Source organism: Methylomicrobium agile (genome assembly GCF_000733855.1).
Taxonomy (GTDB): domain Bacteria; phylum Pseudomonadota; class Gammaproteobacteria; order Methylococcales; family Methylomonadaceae; genus Methylomicrobium; species Methylomicrobium agile.
The window spans coordinates 127,367-143,414 of record NZ_JPOJ01000001.1; the positions used below are offsets into that span (position 1 = coordinate 127,367).

The 16,048-nt window shown below is 54.9% G+C and carries 8 protein-coding genes, 1 tRNA gene, 4 pseudogenes and 2 CRISPR repeat arrays (1 of these 15 only partly in view); of the genes and pseudogenes, 6 read left to right on the forward strand and 7 right to left on the reverse strand.

The window, feature by feature from the left end; genetic code table 11:
• Nucleotides 1-2: 2 nt before the first annotated feature.
• Nucleotides 3-2,273: a ribonuclease R gene (gene rnr, locus CC94_RS0100560; protein WP_005373075.1), complete on the reverse strand. Its 2,271-nt coding sequence runs from the start codon at nt 2,271-2,273 to the stop codon at nt 3-5.
• Nucleotides 2,274-2,542: 269 nt separating this feature from the next.
• Between rnr and CC94_RS0100565 the strand changes: the two genes are divergently transcribed.
• The 5 genes from CC94_RS0100565 to CC94_RS0100580 all read left to right on the forward strand — a co-directional run bounded on the left by CC94_RS0100565 (nt 2,543) and on the right by CC94_RS0100580 (nt 7,697).
• Nucleotides 2,543-2,629, forward strand: a tRNA-Leu gene (locus CC94_RS0100565).
• A gap of 764 nt (nt 2,630-3,393) precedes the next feature.
• Nucleotides 3,394-4,176 (forward strand): DODA-type extradiol aromatic ring-opening family dioxygenase, encoded by a 783-nt coding sequence (locus CC94_RS0100570; RefSeq protein WP_245619683.1) that lies wholly within the window; start codon nt 3,394-3,396, stop codon nt 4,174-4,176.
• Between the two features lie 109 nt (nt 4,177-4,285).
• Nucleotides 4,286-4,627, forward strand: a complete 342-nt coding sequence (locus CC94_RS23490; RefSeq protein ID WP_157203340.1) for a hypothetical protein — start codon at nt 4,286-4,288, stop codon at nt 4,625-4,627.
• Nucleotides 4,628-4,646: 19 nt separating this feature from the next.
• Nucleotides 4,647-5,369, forward strand: coding sequence for an FAD-dependent oxidoreductase (locus tag CC94_RS0100575; protein WP_005373077.1), 723 nt, complete (start codon nt 4,647-4,649; stop codon nt 5,367-5,369).
• Nucleotides 5,370-5,423: 54 nt separating this feature from the next.
• Nucleotides 5,424-7,697 (forward strand): nitric-oxide reductase large subunit, encoded by a 2,274-nt coding sequence (locus tag CC94_RS0100580; RefSeq protein WP_245619684.1) that lies wholly within the window; start codon nt 5,424-5,426, stop codon nt 7,695-7,697.
• Nucleotides 7,698-8,117: 420 nt separating this feature from the next.
• Here CC94_RS0100580 and CC94_RS22710 read toward each other — a convergent pair whose 3' ends face one another.
• From CC94_RS22710 to CC94_RS22720, 4 genes and pseudogenes are all read right to left on the reverse strand, one after another.
• A complete protein-coding gene (locus CC94_RS22710) occupies nt 8,118-8,324 on the reverse strand; it encodes a DUF3565 domain-containing protein (RefSeq protein WP_005373079.1) in 207 nt (68 codons plus the stop codon).
• A 111-nt stretch (nt 8,325-8,435) separates the two neighbouring features.
• The gene (locus CC94_RS0100590) at nt 8,436-9,491 is read right to left on the reverse strand and encodes a transposase (RefSeq protein WP_005373080.1); all 1,056 of its coding nucleotides are present in this window, start codon (nt 9,489-9,491) and stop codon (nt 8,436-8,438) included.
• A gap of 87 nt (nt 9,492-9,578) precedes the next feature.
• Nucleotides 9,579-9,761, reverse strand: a pseudogene (locus tag CC94_RS22715) (IS3 family transposase); the annotation flags it as partial.
• Nucleotides 9,762-9,897: 136 nt separating this feature from the next.
• Nucleotides 9,898-10,650 (reverse strand): annotated as a pseudogene (locus tag CC94_RS22720) (IS1 family transposase).
• A 188-nt stretch (nt 10,651-10,838) separates the two neighbouring features.
• Here CC94_RS22720 and CC94_RS21045 point away from each other — a divergent pair.
• Nucleotides 10,839-11,977: pseudogene (locus CC94_RS21045) on the forward strand (IS630 family transposase).
• 161 nt (nt 11,978-12,138) lie between these two features.
• On the opposite strand, the pseudogene CC94_RS22050 reads toward CC94_RS21045, so the two are convergent.
• Together CC94_RS22050 and CC94_RS22055 are read right to left on the reverse strand one after the other, a co-directional pair.
• A pseudogene (locus tag CC94_RS22050) lies at nt 12,139-12,507 on the reverse strand (DDE-type integrase/transposase/recombinase); the annotation flags it as partial.
• Between the two features lie 30 nt (nt 12,508-12,537).
• Nucleotides 12,538-12,828, reverse strand: a complete 291-nt coding sequence (locus CC94_RS22055; RefSeq protein ID WP_051040387.1) for a helix-turn-helix domain-containing protein — start codon at nt 12,826-12,828, stop codon at nt 12,538-12,540.
• 93 nt (nt 12,829-12,921) lie between these two features.
• Nucleotides 12,922-15,339: direct repeats of the CRISPR family, unit length 36 nt; unit sequence GCTTCAATGAGGCCCCGGCACGAGGCCAGGGAAAAC.
• A 108-nt stretch (nt 15,340-15,447) separates the two neighbouring features.
• A CRISPR array of direct repeats spans nt 15,448-16,048; the repeat unit is 36 nt; unit sequence GCTTCAATGAGGCCCCGGCACGAGGCCAGGGAAAAC; it runs 375 nt beyond the window's last position.

The window sequence follows — 16,048 nt, forward strand, 5'->3', positions numbered from 1 at the left end:
GCTTACTTTTTTCTTTTCTTTTTCGAGGCATTATCCGCCTTGGCTCTGCTGCGCTTCCTGGATCTGGCAGCGGCGGCAGCCCGTTTGCCGATCAGCTCGAAGTCGATCTTCTTCTCGTCCAGATCGACGCGCACCACCTGAACCCTGACGCTGTCGCCCAGCCGGAAGACGGTATTGGTGCGTTCGCCGCGCAGTTGGCGGCTGACCGGATCGAAATGGAAATAGTCCTGGCCCAGATTGCTGATATGCACCAGCCCTTCGACATAAATCTCGTCGAGCTCGACGAAAAAACCGAAGGAAGTAACCGCCGAAATCAGCCCGGCAAACTCCTCGCCAATCTTGTCCATCATGTACTCGCATTTGAGCCAGAGCACCACATCGCGGGTCGCATCGTCGGCACGCCTTTCGTTCGCGGAGCAATGCTCGCCGAGCAGCACCATGTCGGAATGGCTGTAGACAAAGCTTTCCGGCTTCTTGCCCTGCAGCGTATGGCGGATACCCCGATGCACGAGCAGGTCGGGATAGCGGCGGATGGGCGAGGTGAAATGCGCGTATTCATCGAGCGCCAGACCGAAATGTCCCTTCAGGTCCGGACTGTAAACGGCCTGCGACATCGAGCGCAGCAGCACGGTCTGGATCAGATGCGCGTCGGGCCTTCCCTTGATCGACTGCATCAGGTGCATGTAATCGAGCGGCGTCGGCTTGAACCCACCTCCCAGTTTCAGGCCCAGTTCGCCGAGAAACGACTGCAGCCCCAGCAGTTTGTCCGCGCTGGGGCCTTCGTGGATGCGCAGCAGTTTGGGAATTTTCTTCTTGTTCAAAAAGCGCGCGGCCGCCATGTTCGCCGCGATCATGAATTCTTCGATCAGTTTATGCGCATCGTTGCGGACCAACGGCACGATCCGGTCGATTTTGCGGTCCTTGCCGAAAATGATCCGGGTTTCCTGCGTATCGAAATCCATCGCGCCGCGCTGTTCGCGGCTGAGCCGCATCACCCGGTACAGCGCATACAATTCTTCCAGATGCGGCAGCAAATCCTTGTGCTTTTTGGCAAGCGTTTTGTCATGGTCGACCAGCATCTTCGCGACTTCGGTATAAGTCAGCCGCGCGTGCGAACGCATCACGCCTTCGAAAAAACTCGAACGTACGATCTGCCCCTGGGAATCGATCAGCATCTCGCAGACCATACATAAGCGATCGACATGCGGATTGAGCGAGCACAGGCCGTTGGACAGGATCTCCGGCAGCATCGGAATGACCTTTTCCGGAAAATAGACCGAAGTACTGCGGTTTTTCGCTTCCTGATCGAGTGCGGTATTCACTTGAACGTAATGCGAGACGTCCGCGATCGCGACCAGGAGCTTCCAGCCTTTGGTCGTCTTTTTACAGTACACCGCATCGTCGAAGTCGCGCGCGTCCTCCCCGTCGATCGTAACCAGCGGGGTAGCGCGCAAATCGACGCGATTCGCCTTCGCCTCTTCCGGCACTTCCTCGCTGAACGATTTGATTTCTTCGAGCAACATCTCCGGCCATTGGAAAGGCAACTCATACGAACGGATCGCCATCTCGATTTCCATGCCGGGCGCGAGATGATCGCCGAGCACCTCGACTACGCGCCCGATCGGCTGCCGCAGTTTGGTCGGCTGCTCGACGATCTCGACGACCACGATCTGGCCCTGCTTCGCCTTGCCCGTTTCGCCCGGCGCAATCAGCACGTTTTGCGCGATATTTTTATTGTCGGGCACCACGTAATTAAAACTGTCCTTCATGAAGCGCCCGACGACCTGATGCGTGTTCCGCTCCAGAATCTCGACGACCGCACCTTCCCTGCGTCCCTTCTTGTCGATACTGGAAACGCGCACCATCGCGCGGTCGTTGTGCAAGAGCGCGTTCATTTCGCGCGGCGACAAGTAGAGGTCGTCCGAACCGTCGTCCGGGCGCAGAAAGCCATAGCCGTCGGGATGGCCGAGAATCCGGCCGACAATCAAATCCTTGTTATTGACCAAGCAGTATTTCTGCTCGCGGTTGAACAATAACTGCCCGTCTCGTTCCATAGCCCGAAGGCGCCGCCGCAGAGCCTCCAATTGTTCCTCGTCCTCCAACGCGAAGGCTTCGGCAATTTCCGTACGCTTGAGCGGCTTACCGACATGTTCGATGTATTCAAGAATGAGCTCGCGGCTGGGAATCGGGCGCGTATATTTCTCGGCTTCGCGCGCGGCGTAAGGGTCTGCGGATAAATTGAAGTCAACGACTTTTTTTGACTTGGGCGGCATTGAGGATGGCTAGATAGATGGGAACGATATTTAGATGTTTATCCGCAGGATTCTACTGCATCGCAGAATCCCGGGTTTAATACGATTATAATACACGTTTCCAGGCGCGGAATTTGAAAATGTCAATCATCGGGAATAAAAACTCTCTCCGGGCCATTGGCATCCGAAAACCCATTCGGCAATGGACGGTAAAAAATTCGCAAAATGTTTGACAAGGCCAAAATCGATCCTTATAATACGCCGAATCAACTGAGATGAAACATCGCCTAGCCGAGGTGGTGAAATTGGTAGACACGCTAGCTTCAGGTGCTAGTGGGGGAAACTCCGTGGAGGTTCAAGTCCTCTCCTCGGCACCATACATATCCTACTGTAAATCTTACTCTTCTTAAGAGTCAAGAGAGCAAAATTTATCTGCGTAACACAATCTGCTACACAGCAAAGTTACCTTACGCTCCGCCACAAGACCTATTACCATAGGCGTCATATCCTAACTTACTCAAGCCTCTGTTCCAGCAGAAAGAATTTTTATCCCACTTAAAACCAGAAATTTAAGTGATGCAAAAAACAGGGCTGAACAGTATGATTATTACTTTAATAATCTACTTGCCAAGGAAATCATAAAATCAATGCGGTTACCGCCATTACGAAGTGGACACTATCTTCTCCTCTTTCGATCAGCCGTGACCAGACGCTGTTAAAAGAACGCTTGCATTTGTTTTCCGCTGGTTCCCTGCTATCGACAGGGTGTATCAAGAGCATGAGCGAACGTCCGGAAACGTCAGCTGCAGTGTCTGCCTAAGTCTATCTTCCTTTACGGTTGATCCAGCAATGCCGCGCAATGGGTCTGAGCCGCGTTTAATCAATAACCTATAGCTTAAGTTGGCGCATAGGGGATGGTATGGCAGGTATGGAATGCCCGCGCCAATTCTGCCTTCTGATAGCTTTGATAGATGGTGTGCGCCCTACCTGCCATACCTTCTGAGTAAAAAAAGTTGCATCAAAACCATAGTTTCAAGGCAAATGTGGAGTGAATATTATAGAACCAGCAACCGGGGCGCCGCCCCCCATTTAAACCTAGGTGCCGTCTATGCCATCAGAACTTAATCCCCATCTCAGCCGGATGCTGTTTATCCCTCATGGCGGCGGCCCCTTACCGTTGCTTGGCGATGAAGGTCATTCGAACCTAATCGCTTTTCTCAAAACTGTCGCCCCTTCCTTGGGCAAGCCGTCCGCGCTCTGCCTGATCAGCGCGCATTGGGAAGAAGCCGTGGCTACCCTTACCAGTGGTGAATCGCCTGCCCTGATCTATGACTATTATGGCTTTCCCGACGAGGCTTACCGTATTCACTATCCGGCCAAAGGTTCGCCTAAACTTGCGGCAAGGATAGAGGAACTATTGAAGCGTAGCGGGATCGAGGTCCATCAGGATGCCCAGAGAGGGTTTGACCATGGGTTATTCGTGCCTTTGAAAATCCTCTATCCTGATGCGCATCTGCCTTGCGTGCAGTTGTCGCTGCTCCATAGCCTGGACGCCGGCAGGCATATCCAGCTCGGCAAAGCCCTGGCGGCGTTGCGCCAAGAGAATGTGCTGATTATCGGCTCCGGCTTTTCATTTCATAATTTGAGCGCCTTTTTTACAGCCGATGACAACCAATCCGATGCTAAAAACCAGGCCTTCCAGGATTGGCTCATCGATACCTGTACGAATGAACATCTCTCGGCCAATGAGCGGGAAACTCGATTAACCCACTGGAAAGAAGCCCCGTATGCCCTCTATTGCCATCCGAGAGCGGAACATTTATTGCCCTTGCAAGTGTGTTTTGGAGCATCGAACGGTGCGGCGGCTCGGCTAGTTTTTGCCGGCGAAGTGCTCGGGAAAAAGACCTGTGCTTTTCTCTGGTAAAGTTGGAAGAACCAATCGACCTGATCAATGTCTCTCCCATATTAAAGTTTTACATTTGAATCATTGAGAAATGGTTAGCGCGTGATGTTTTACCCGCAGCCTCTGGCCTTTGTGGATATGGAAACCACCGGCGCTTCAGCCACCCGAGATCGGCATCGTCCTGGTCGACGAACACGGCCTGTGCGAATGGAGCCAATGGGTTCATCCTCAAGCGCGTATTCCGGGATTTATCGAACAGATGACCGACATTACCAATGCCAGGGTTGCCGACGCGCTGCCGTTTGCCGCAATCGCAGCCGAAGTCGAGAGATTTTTAGGGCCGTTTGTTTATCGCGCACAATACCTGCTTCGATTACGGCTTTCTGAAAAACGGATTCAAACACATCGGGCTCCCCTTTCAGCCTTCCGTACTGTGTACGGTCAAACGTTGCGTACGCAATATTTTCAATAAAAATAAGGAGAATTACGCCATGCCCAGCTACAAAGTCAAACTGAAATGCAAACGAGAAATCGCAGAGGAAACGATGGCGTTCCATTTTGAAAAGCCTGAAGGTTTTATCTACAAAGCCGGGCAATTCGCTGACTGTACCCTGATCAACCCTGATGAAACAGACACCGAGGGGAACACACGAGCATTTTCATTGGCAAGCGCTCCTTACGAAGACGATCTTATGGTGGCGACACGAATGCGTGACACTGCGTTCAAACGGGTATTAAAAACCATGGAACTGGGTATGGAAATGACACTGAATGCGCCGTATGGCTCGTTCACGCTGCACAACAATGAGAGCGTTCCTGCCGTTTTTCTCACCGGCGGCATTGGCATTACGCCGGTGAGAAGCATTGTTCTTCAAGCGATTCACGATAGGGTTTCCCATCGAATCTTGGTCTTTTATTCAAACCGAAAGCCGGAAGATGCGGCGTTTCTGGATGATTTGAAAGAATCTCGCACTGCAAATCCAAACTATACCTTTGTCGGTACGATGACGCAGATGGAAAAGTCCAGCCGCGAGTGGCATGGGGAAACCGGCGTTATCAGCAAGGCCATGCTTCTGAAATTCATCGATGATTTGACGTTTCCCATCTACTACATCGACGGCCCGCCCGCTATGGTAAAGGCGATACGGCAAATACTGAGCGAAGCGGGGGTTGACGACGACAACATCCGCACAGAAGAGTTTTCAGGCTACTGATGACGACTTAGGCACTTACTCAAGGAGAACACCATGCGTGTTGCCGCACAACCCTTGACTACAGAGGACGCCGCACTGTCTCCCTGGTGGTTACGCACCGTATTGATCGTGATGGTGCTGGGCTTTGCAGGCCTGATCGTTATCACTTCGCTGGCCTACCGCAACGTTCCGCCGATCCCCGCGCAGGTGCTTGATGCGCAAGGTGTTCGCCTGTTTACCGGTGATGACATCAGCTCAGGCCAAGCTATCTTTCTCAAATACGGATTGATGAACAACGGCAGTATCTGGGGACATGGCGCCTACCTGGGGCCCGATTACTCGGCCGAGGCATTGCACCGTATCGGCGAGGATACCGCCACGGTCATTGCGCGGCAGCAATACCAACAGCCGCTGGTGGCGCTGACGCCTGGCCAACGGGCGGCCGTGTATGCGCAAACGGCGGTCGAGTTAAAAACCAATCGTTACGACGCTGCCAGCGCAACCTTGCACCTGACCCTGCCGGAAACTGCCGCTTACCACCGGCAGATGACTTACTGGACGGATTACTTCCTCGATCCCGCCCGTAATGGCGGGCTCAAGCGGGGACTGATCGGAGACCCGACTGAATTGCGGCAGTTTTCCGCATTCGTCACCTGGGCGGCGTGGGCATCCGTGGCCAACCGTCCCGGCGAGAATTATTCCTATACCAACAACTTTCCGTACGATCCCCACGTGGGCAATACGCCGATACCCGACGCACTGCTGTGGAGTGCATTGAGTCTTATCGTGCTGCTGGCCGGTATCGCCAGCGTGCTGTTGATGTTCGGCAAGTTCGATTATCTTGGCTGGATCAGCGCTGGGCACCATGTACACCCTCATCTGTTGCCGGGCCAAGCCAGCGCCGGCCAGCGGGCACTGGTGAAATTCTTCGTGGTAATGGCGCTGCTGTTTCTTGCGCAGACTTTGGTGGGTGGCGCGGTGGCGCATTATCGAGCCGATCCCGACAGTTTTTACGGCTTTCAGCTAGAACGGCTATTTCCCAGCAATTTGATGCGCACTTGGCATCTGCAGACCGCGGTTTTCTGGATCGCTACCGCTTATGTTGCCGCGGCCTTGTTTCTCGGCCGTTCGCTGCGCAATGATGAACCACGCGGGTTCGCTATCTGGATTCATCTGCTGTTCGGCGCCTTCGTCGTGGTCATCGGCAGCAGCCTGTTGGGTGAATGGGCGGGTATCTCGCAAATGTTGGGTCAATGGTGGTTCTGGCTTGGTAATCAGGGCTGGGAATACCTGGAGATCGGCCGCCTATGGCAATACCTGCTGATCGCCGGTCTGCTGGCATGGTTTGCGATCTTATTAAAGCTGGCGCAACCGGAGACTTTGAGCGAACCGGCCGCGAAACCTTTGGTCAGACTGTTCCTGCTGGCTTCCCTGGCGATCCCGCTGTTCTACACGCCAGCCCTTTTCTTTGGCGCCAAGACCCATTTCACCGTGGTCGATACTTGGCGCTTCTGGATCATTCATCTATGGGTCGAAGGTTTCTTCGAGTTCTTCGTAACCACGATGGTGGCGCTGCTGTTTTATCAACTGGGCCTTACTCGGCGCAACGTGGCGCTGCGAGTGATTTACCTCGACGCCATCCTGTATTTCGCCGGTGGTTTGATCGGCACCGGCCATCACTGGTATTTTACCGGCCAGAGCAGCTTCAACATGGCGCTGTCGGCAATGGTTTCGGTACTGGAAGTGGTGCCGTTGACGCTGCTGACCCTGGATGCGTGGGATTTCGTGCGCACCACGCGCGCCGACTGCGATGTCTGCGGCAAATCGGTGGCCGTACCGCATAAATGGACGTTCTACTTCTTGATGTCCGTGGGCTTCTGGAACTTCGTCGGCGCCGGCATCTTCGGCTTCCTAATCAACCTGCCGATCGTCAGCTACTATGAAGTCGGCACCCAACTGACGCCCAACCATGGCCATGCCGCGATGATGGGCGTATTCGGCATGCTGGCGATTGCGCTAATGGTCTTCGTGTTGCGCCAAACCAGCAGCGATGCGCACTGGACCCGCATCGAAAAATACGTTAAGGTCGGATTTTGGGGTACCAATGTCGGCCTGATGCTGATGTTAACGATGAGCTTGTTTCCCAGCGGCGTGTTACAGGTCTGGGATGTAGTCCAGCATGGGTACTGGCACGCGCGCAGCCTTGATTACATCGGTAGCGAGCGATCGCGACTGATCGAATGGCTACGGCTGCCGGGTGACTTGGTATTTATCCTATTCGGTGCCATACCGTTGGTGATCGCATCAATCAAAGGCTGGCTGGGGGTCCACCGACAGTCGACGGATTGACAATCCTTCCATGAAACGCCATACGGCAGTGTGCGGATGGTTTTATCGGGGTTGTAAGCCGGAACCCCAGAAAATTTTATTCCTTGATGCTGATTCCGAGTAAAACGGCCAGGCCTTCCGATACAGCCCAGCCAGATTTTGAACGCTGGAGATCGGCCATTTTTTGCCGATTAAAGAGAGGACAATAAACGACCGGTTAATCTGCTTCAACGCATGATTTCCTAAACGTGCTAATCACCGCACCCTGCTTCTTCCACAGCAGGATCGTCGTAATAGAGGGAAGACATAAAGCTCTCCTTACGAAAAATTTTGAATATCCGAATATAGCCTGCAACCCACATTTTCATCCTCTGATCTCATTGACGGCTTAGGGTCAAATTGGGAAAAATCGGGCGGAGCCGCACCGTACCCCAACGACTATCAGTGATCCGGTGGAGTCCCGGCCTCACACTTCTTGCACGGAAGCTTATAGCCCATCATTGACGCACGGCCTTCCGGCGTGATGACCCAAGGGCGGTTCACCCAAGGCGGATCGTGGCGGGTATGCTGGAAGTGTCCGCACTCCAGCTCAGCCACCCAGTGCTGTTCGGCGTCCTGATGGAAGCCGACGATACTACGTTCCATCATACGTTATTCTCGAAGATAAACGGGTAACTGATGTGTCAACACCTCATCACCTATCACTTTACCCCGTTCCATAAAAGGCGGGCAAAGGGATGCCGTTTTGCAGGCAGCGCTTCAGTCGGCGCAGACCGCGGATGAACCAGGAGACCAGGCTGCGGCGGAGTTTCCTGAAGCTCCAATGGTCGGGGTCATTTTGTTCCCCGGTTTTTTTTCGAGCGGCGTCGGACGCGCCAGGGCGTCGTCCTGGCCGACGCGGACGCACCAGTACATCGCCAGCGCCATGATCAGGACCAGTCGCTCCAGGCGGTCCGCGTGCCAAAGCTGTGAGCTCCCCAGGTCGAAGCCCCGGCCCTTGAAGTCGGAGAACATCGGCTCGATGGCCCAGCGCGCGGCATAGTCCAGCACCGCCGCCCGCGACGGCGGGCAGTCCATCGCGATGATCCAAGGGTCTGGATGCCCGGCTTCGTGGAGGATGCCCAGGTTCGTCATGCGCCCCTGCGTGAACAGCCTCACCCTCGACAAATAACGTTCCGCCACGCCTTGCGCCAACTGACCGGTGGTAGTCTCGTCGCCCTGCCCGGTGTCTGCCAGCACGTTGCCTTTCAGCCGCACCCGGTAGCCCCAACCGTGGGTCTGGATCCAGCCAAATAGCGCGGCTGAGGGGTAGAACCGGTCCGCCGAGAGCAGCACCTGCGCCCCCGCAGGCAGCCAGGCCCGCACCTGCTCCAGCAGCCTTTGCTGACTCTCGAAGCCGATGTTGGCCGGCCCCGCCTCCGCCCGCCAAACTAAGGGCAGCGCCCGGTCGCCGACCCTCAGGGCCACCACCAGCAACGCCATCCGGTCGCCCAAGTCAGTCTGGTCCATAGCCAGCAGCACGGTCTGGCCGTTCCGCGCGGCCTTAGCCAGCGCCTCCCGTGTGAACGGCTCCATCACCCTCGGGGCGAGCAGCAAGGGATTCTTCAGCAAGCGCCTCAGCCATTGTTCGCGCATGTCCTGCCGCTCGGTCTCCAAAGGCAGCAGATTGGCCAGTTCCACGGTGTTCGGCGTCTGGCCTTCGATCATCGCACCCACGGCCAGCGCCAATTTCCCTACCACCGTCTTGCGCAGCCTCGGAAGTGCCCCCGCAAGCCCGTGCTCCACTTCATTCGCCAGTTTTCTTACAGTTCCCAAGCTTACCTTGAATCAAAAGTTGCAGAGGGGGATAGTTTATCTGAAACTGATAGGTGATGAGGTGTCAACACCTTACCGGACACACGGTTAAGCAGCTTTTTGCTGCAATTCGTAGTCTACGGGCGACAAATAGCCGTTGGCGGAATGGAGTCGCTCGCGGTTATAAAACACTTCGATATATTCAAACACAGCCTGCCTAGCGTCATCCCGATTACGAAAAGTCTGATGATGAATCAGCTCAGTTTTCAAGGTATGAAAGAAGCTTTCCGAGACGGGTCGAGTCAGCCGAAGGGAACCTCCCCCTTCAGCTGCTCAAGGAACCGTACGTGAACCTCTCGATTCATACGGCTCTTGTTATTCAGCCACTCAACGCCAAACGCGCCAATATGCAAATAACGGTAATGGGTCAGACCTGCGATTTCGTATGAATATCGAGGCCGAACTCGAGCTTGTTGATGAGCAACCCGATCACCGTGTCGTGCATCAATTCCAGCTTGGAGAAGCAAATCGTCCGCCGCGCCAGGCGTTTGATCCATGTCCTGAAGTTGAGGTTCTTGCGCTCTATTTTCTGGGTGTTGCGCTTGCCCACGTCATGACTGCTTGGGGCGAGGTGGCGGCCGTAAGCCCCCAGTCGTCCGTGAAATACCTGGCGATGTTGAGCGGGGCCAGCAGCGCCTTCAGTTCCTTGAAGACCTCGTCCGTGCGCCTGCCGAACACGTAGGCCAGCACCTTGTGGGTCGCGTGGTCGACGGCGTACCACAGCCAGCGCGGGTTGGCTTTGCTCCCCACAAACGACCATTGCTCGTCCCATTCGGCCGCCCCCAGACGGACCTCCAGCGGCTCGTTAGTGGCCTTGGCGTACCGCGGATTCACTTGCACGAGGGTGGACGCTTTTTTTTAGCGTACTGATCACGGTGCCCTTGCTGATCCTGAGCACCCGCTCCGTGTCCCGAACACCGCTGCTGTTGATGGCCATCTCGACAATCTGCTCCTTGACTCCGGGTTCATAAGCCTTGTATTGGTAGTGGAGCATGAAGGTCTTGGCCGGGCAGTCAGGATTCTGGCAGCGGTACCGCTGGGTGCCGCAGGCACTCAAGCCTGATTTGGTGAGATGAGTGCCGCCGCACTGGGGACAGGTGATTTCTTGGTAACAGGCCATGGGACATAAAGGTTGTAAATTAATTTAGCCTATTATGGAACATTTTTAATATGGAGTGACACGTTTGACCCACTACCCTATTTATCAAAGCAAGTTTGGTGCGCTACTAGTAGATCGTTCCATCAATAAATTTACAGATTGGTCTAAAACACCCCTGATACTTATCCCCCTAATTGCCGGAGGAGAGGATGGCGGGAAAGACGAAACGTGCAGCACTGATATTGACGGAAAACCAAAAGGCAATGCTCAATGAGCTCTGCCGATCACGAACGGCGCCGATGAGGGAGGTTGAGCGGGCCAAGGTTTTGATAGGTTATGCCGATGGCATCACGATTACCGAACTCAATCGGCAGCTTGGCGTCAGTCGGCCCATGATCTACAAATGCATCGATAAAGCCTTGGCTGCGGGCGCACCGATGAGGTTAAAGGACAGGTATCCCCGTCCGCACGAACCGGAAATTAGTGATGAAGCTCGTGCTTAGGTGGCAAGCATCGCTTGCACAAAGCCTACGGAACATAACTTGGCAGCAGAATTGTGGACTCTCTCCGGTCTGGCAAAATTTGTATCCCAAAGCGCCGAAACGGTGGGATTTTCCCGTCTAGCGCACGCGGGTAAAAGTACTATATGGCGTATCCTCAACGAAAACGACATCAAGCCTCATAAGATACGATACGACTTGGAGAAAAGGGATCCGGAATTTGATCGTAACATGCAGGAAGTGCTGCTGGTTTATCAGGAGGTGTCGATTTACACCGACGGAGCCGCTCATCATGGACAACCCCATGCTATCTATACGGTTAGCATTGATGAAAAACCGGGGTTCAGGCCATTGGCCTCACGGCGCCCGATTGACCGCCAGTTCCGGGCAAGCGGCCTACTATTGGGCGAGACTATGAATATAGTCGGCTCGGCACCGTGTCAATGCTGGCTGGAATCGATCTACACTCGGGGCATATCATGGCTAATGTAGAGGATCGGCATCGTAGTTGGGAGTTTATTGCGTTACTCAAGCGATTCGATGAGTACTATCCGCCAGAGGCTGTTATCCGGGTAGTTCTGGACAATCACTCGGCCCACATTTCAAAAGAGACCCTGGCCTATCTTGCAAGCCGACCAGGGCGCTTTGAGTATGTGCATACGCCAAAACACGGCTCTTGGCTCAACCTGACCGAGTGTGCATTCTCTAAAATGGCTAGAACGTTCTTGCGGCACATGAGAGTGAAATCGGTCGACGAACTGAAGGCGCGAATCCTAAAAGGGATCGACGAATTTAATGCTTCACCTGTCGTATTCCGCTGGAATAAATTCGACCTTGGGGTGGCTTAATTTGTAATTGTTTTACTGGAACTCACTACTAGTTAGGGTCAACAACAAAAATCTCCGGTTTCTTATCGTACCATTGCAAGATGGCTTCAAAGGGGGGGCTTCCGCTCTACGGCCTTAGTTTAGCAGGTAGTGGTAGATGGGTCTTTAGCGCGTCCACATTGTCATAGTGGAAACGTTGGGGCGTGTTGGCCTTGACTTTTGTTCATCGCCTCGACCCTGCCGTTCGTCCACGGGTGCTTGACCAGGGTGGTGCGGTGTTCGATCTGTTGGGCCTTGCACAGCGCAACGAACGGATGTTCCTTGTCCTTGGGCTTCTTGGCGTCGGGCAAGGGGTTATAGCTGAACTCGATGCCGTTGTCGGTGAGCAGCTTTTCGACCTTGAACGGATATTGTGCCAAGGCGTTTTCCAGAAAGGCGGTAGCGGTCTCCATGCGCTTGTTATCGTGCAGTTCCAGATAGACGTAGCGGGTAGCACGGTCGATGGCGACGAACAGGTACCTCTTGTCTTTGCCCAAGTTGATTACCGTGGCGTTGCAGGCAACGGTGCAGGTTGGAGCGGGTCAGCGCCGGTATCTGTGGCCGTAACAGATCGTACAGGTCATCCAAGGGCAACAAGGTCTTAGCCGGGTTTCGACGATGACGGCTTCGTTCACCGCGGTCAGCACGCTGCCTTGGCCGGGCTTGCTGCTGCACTTGAGGTCTTCGACCGACGCCCGCTTCCGCCACTTCTGGACAGTTTTGGGGTTGATCCCGTAGCGCTTGGCGAGTTTGACGAGGCTCTCTTGAGCGTCTTGAATTTTTTCTCGGATCGCGTGCGTGGTCGTGGCTGTTCCGTGGAGTACTTGTCCCATCGCTTTTCCTCTTTCAGTTGGGAATAGGTTACACCATTTATGTATGGGACTAAACAGCTAATTAGCCATCCTATGATGCCGCAACTCATAACCGCTTCAATGAGGCCCCGGCACGAGGCCAGGGAAAACCTGCAATCGGACCCGGCCGTCTACACCGATCATTTTGCTTCAATGAGGCCCCGGCACGAGGCCAGGGAAAACTGAGGCATCAGTTCCTATAAACGGGAGCAACTGCTTGCTTCAATGAGGCCCCGGCACGAGGCCAGGGAAAACGATCAGGCGAGCGTCGGTATCGCGGCGCGGGGCAAGCTTCAATGAGGCCCCGGCACGAGGCCAGGGAAAACCTTGCGTGGCATTCAAGTCTACCAAGTACTCTTCGACGCTTCAATGAGGCCCCGGCACGAGGCCAGGGAAAACCTGTTGAAAGTAAACGCGGTAGCCCGGCCCGTAATGCTTCAATGAGGCCCCGGCACGAGGCCAGGGAAAACATCGAGCCGTCCTGTAATGTATACGGCTGCATATCCGCTTCAATGAGGCCCCGGCACGAGGCCAGGGAAAACACTGCCCATGATAGCAGGTTCGATTTTTCATCGCGGGCTTCAATGAGGCCCCGGCACGAGGCCAGGGAAAACAGAAGACGTCGCCGAGGAAATCGAGGAGTCGAAATAGCTTCAATGAGGCCCCGGCACGAGGCCAGGGAAAACCAAGACCGAATGGATCAAATTGACCAGCTTATGGCTGCTTCAATGAGGCCCCGGCACGAGGCCGGGGAAAACAGCTTACCATCACGGCAATTTCCACTTCACCGGCTGCTTCAATGAGGCCCCGGCACGAGGCCAGGGAAAACGTAGATATTGGCTAAGCTGAAGGTCAACCATCATTTGCTTCAATGAGGCCCCGGCACGAGGCCAGGGAAAACTTTTTCAAGGAAGGAAGAAAAAAAAGAATGTCCAGAATGCTTCAATGAGGCCCCGGCACGAGGCCAGGGAAAACGTCGAACGTACATTTGATCGAATCCGTGTCAGTCAGCGCTTCAATGAGGCCCCGGCACGAGGCCAGGGAAAACCTAGACTTAAAGCAATGATGAAAATTACCCACCTATAGCTTCAATGAGGCCCCGGCACGAGGCCAGGGAAAACTGGCGTTGAGCGATAACGTAGGCAATTTGGCGCATCGCTTCAATGAGGCCCCGGCACGAGGCCAGGGAAAACGGCAGGCCGACATTTCGCCGGTATTCGTCATCGACTCGCTTCAATGAGGCCCCGGCACGAGGCCAGGGAAAACCGTGCTGGGCCAGTGTAAAGGCACTAAAATCATCGTGCTTCAATGAGGCCCCGGCACGAGGCCAGGGAAAACAACGGAACGCGATCTTTTTCCGGTAGTTTCTTGTTGTGCTTCAATGAGGCCCCGGCACGAGGCCAGGGAAAACCGTTTCTTCCGCCACTCGAAGCTGGCTGCTGCCGAGCTTCAATGAGGCCCCGGCACGAGGCCAGGGAAAACTTTCGTTATCGCATTAAGTCTAGCCCTGAGTGTGTGGCTTCAATGAGGCCCCGGCACGAGGCCAGGGAAAACCCAAATTATTCGCATTGTCGGCAACGGTTGAAGATGCTTCAATGAGGCCCCGGCACGAGGCCAGGGAAAACATTCTCGAATAAAAATCTAAACATAAATCTACCCCTAGCTTCAATGAGGCCCCGGCACGAGGCCAGGGAAAACGTATCTGGAACTGGTCAATGACTACTCCACCCTGGAGCTTCAATGAGGCCCCGGCACGAGGCCAGGGAAAACCTCGGGAGCGTCAAACTCGACGACCACCACGCCCGGCTTCAATGAGGCCCCGGCACGAGGCCAGGGAAAACTGCCGAGTCCAGGTAGCAATCTGATTCGCGTCACAAGCTTCAATGAGGCCCCGGCACGAGGCCAGGGAAAACGTAATCTGAGTGCTAGGCATAGGTCAGCCTCACATGAGGCTTCAATGAGGCCCCGGCACGAGGCCAGGGAAAACCTTGATCCTCAAACAGGCAGGCCGCTTAGTTATATGCGCTTCAATGAGGCCCCGGCACGAGGCCAGGGAAAACTGCCGTACAGCCAGGGAGGGTTATGCAAGGCCTTATGCTTCAATGAGGCCCCGGCACGAGGCCAGGGAAAACGGTTAAATCGGCACTGAAATTTATCACCGGTTTTGTGCTTCAATGAGGCCCCGGCACGAGGCCAGGGAAAACCGGCGGGATATTGATGCTTGGCTCAAACGCGAACTCGCTTCAATGAGGCCCCGGCACGAGGCCAGGGAAAACGGGCAAGCGGCAGATGATGATGACCGAGGCCGAGTTGCTTCAATGAGGCCCCGGCACGAGGCCAGGGAAAACGACGATGAGCGACTTCGCCGCGGCCTTGGCCGGCATGCTTCAATGAGGCCCCGGCACGAGGCCAGGGAAAACGAGAAAGGGCTGGTATTTACCAGCGACGCGGCGCACGCTTCAATGAGGCCCCGGCACGAGGCCAGGGAAAACGACGCCGTGCAAGCGTTGGCTGGCAGCATTAATCCTTGCTTCAATGAGGCCCGGCACGAGGCCAGGGAAAACGATAATCATCAATGCAGCAGATTACTGCTGCAGGCGAGCTTCAATGAGGCCCCGGCACGAGGCCAGGGAAAACTCAGTTTCTGAAAATGCCCAGTTAATTCGGGCTGGACGCTTCAATGAGGCCCCGGCACGAGGCCAGGGAAAACATAGTCAGCGATCATAACGCCCGCCTCATAGCCTTGGCTTCAATGAGGCCCCGGCACGAGGCCAGGGAAAACGCAAAATGCGAAGACGGCATCCGGCTGCCCTTGCGCTTCAATGAGGCCCCGGCACGAGGCCAGGGAAAACGATTTTTTCCACGTATTTTTTTACGGCGGCGAAACTGCTTCAATGAGGCCCCGGCACGAGGCCAGGGAAAACACTATTTATGACGCCAGAAAAATGTGGGGAATTTGATGCGCTTCAATGAGGCCCCGGCACGAGGCCAGGGAAAACGGATGCACCGACGAAAATTATCCAATGGTTTACATTGCTTCAATGAGGCCCCGGCACGAGGCCAGGGAAAACACGAACTGCGCGGCAATCATACCGCGCAAATCGCCTGCTTCAATGAGGCCCCGGCACGAGGCCAGGGAAAACTCCACGAAAACGCCGTTGATCTCTCTAACTATCGGGCTTCAATGAGGCCCCGGCACGAG

What these genes read in the sequence shown, in the direction of transcription:
- CC94_RS22710 (WP_005373079.1), bottom strand. Translation starts at nt 8,324, where the DNA reads ATGATGGAACGTAGTATCGTCGGCTTCCATCAGGACGCCGAACAGCAC.
- CC94_RS0100575 (WP_005373077.1), top strand. Translation starts at nt 4,647, where the DNA reads ATGCCCAGCTACAAAGTCAAACTGAAATGCAAACGAGAAATCGCAGAG.
- CC94_RS0100570 (WP_245619683.1), top strand. Translation starts at nt 3,394, where the DNA reads ATGCTGTTTATCCCTCATGGCGGCGGCCCCTTACCGTTGCTTGGCGAT.
- CC94_RS22055 (WP_051040387.1), bottom strand. Translation starts at nt 12,828, where the DNA reads ATGGGACAAGTACTCCACGGAACAGCCACGACCACGCACGCGATCCGA.
- rnr (WP_005373075.1), bottom strand. Translation starts at nt 2,273, where the DNA reads ATGCCGCCCAAGTCAAAAAAAGTCGTTGACTTCAATTTATCCGCAGAC.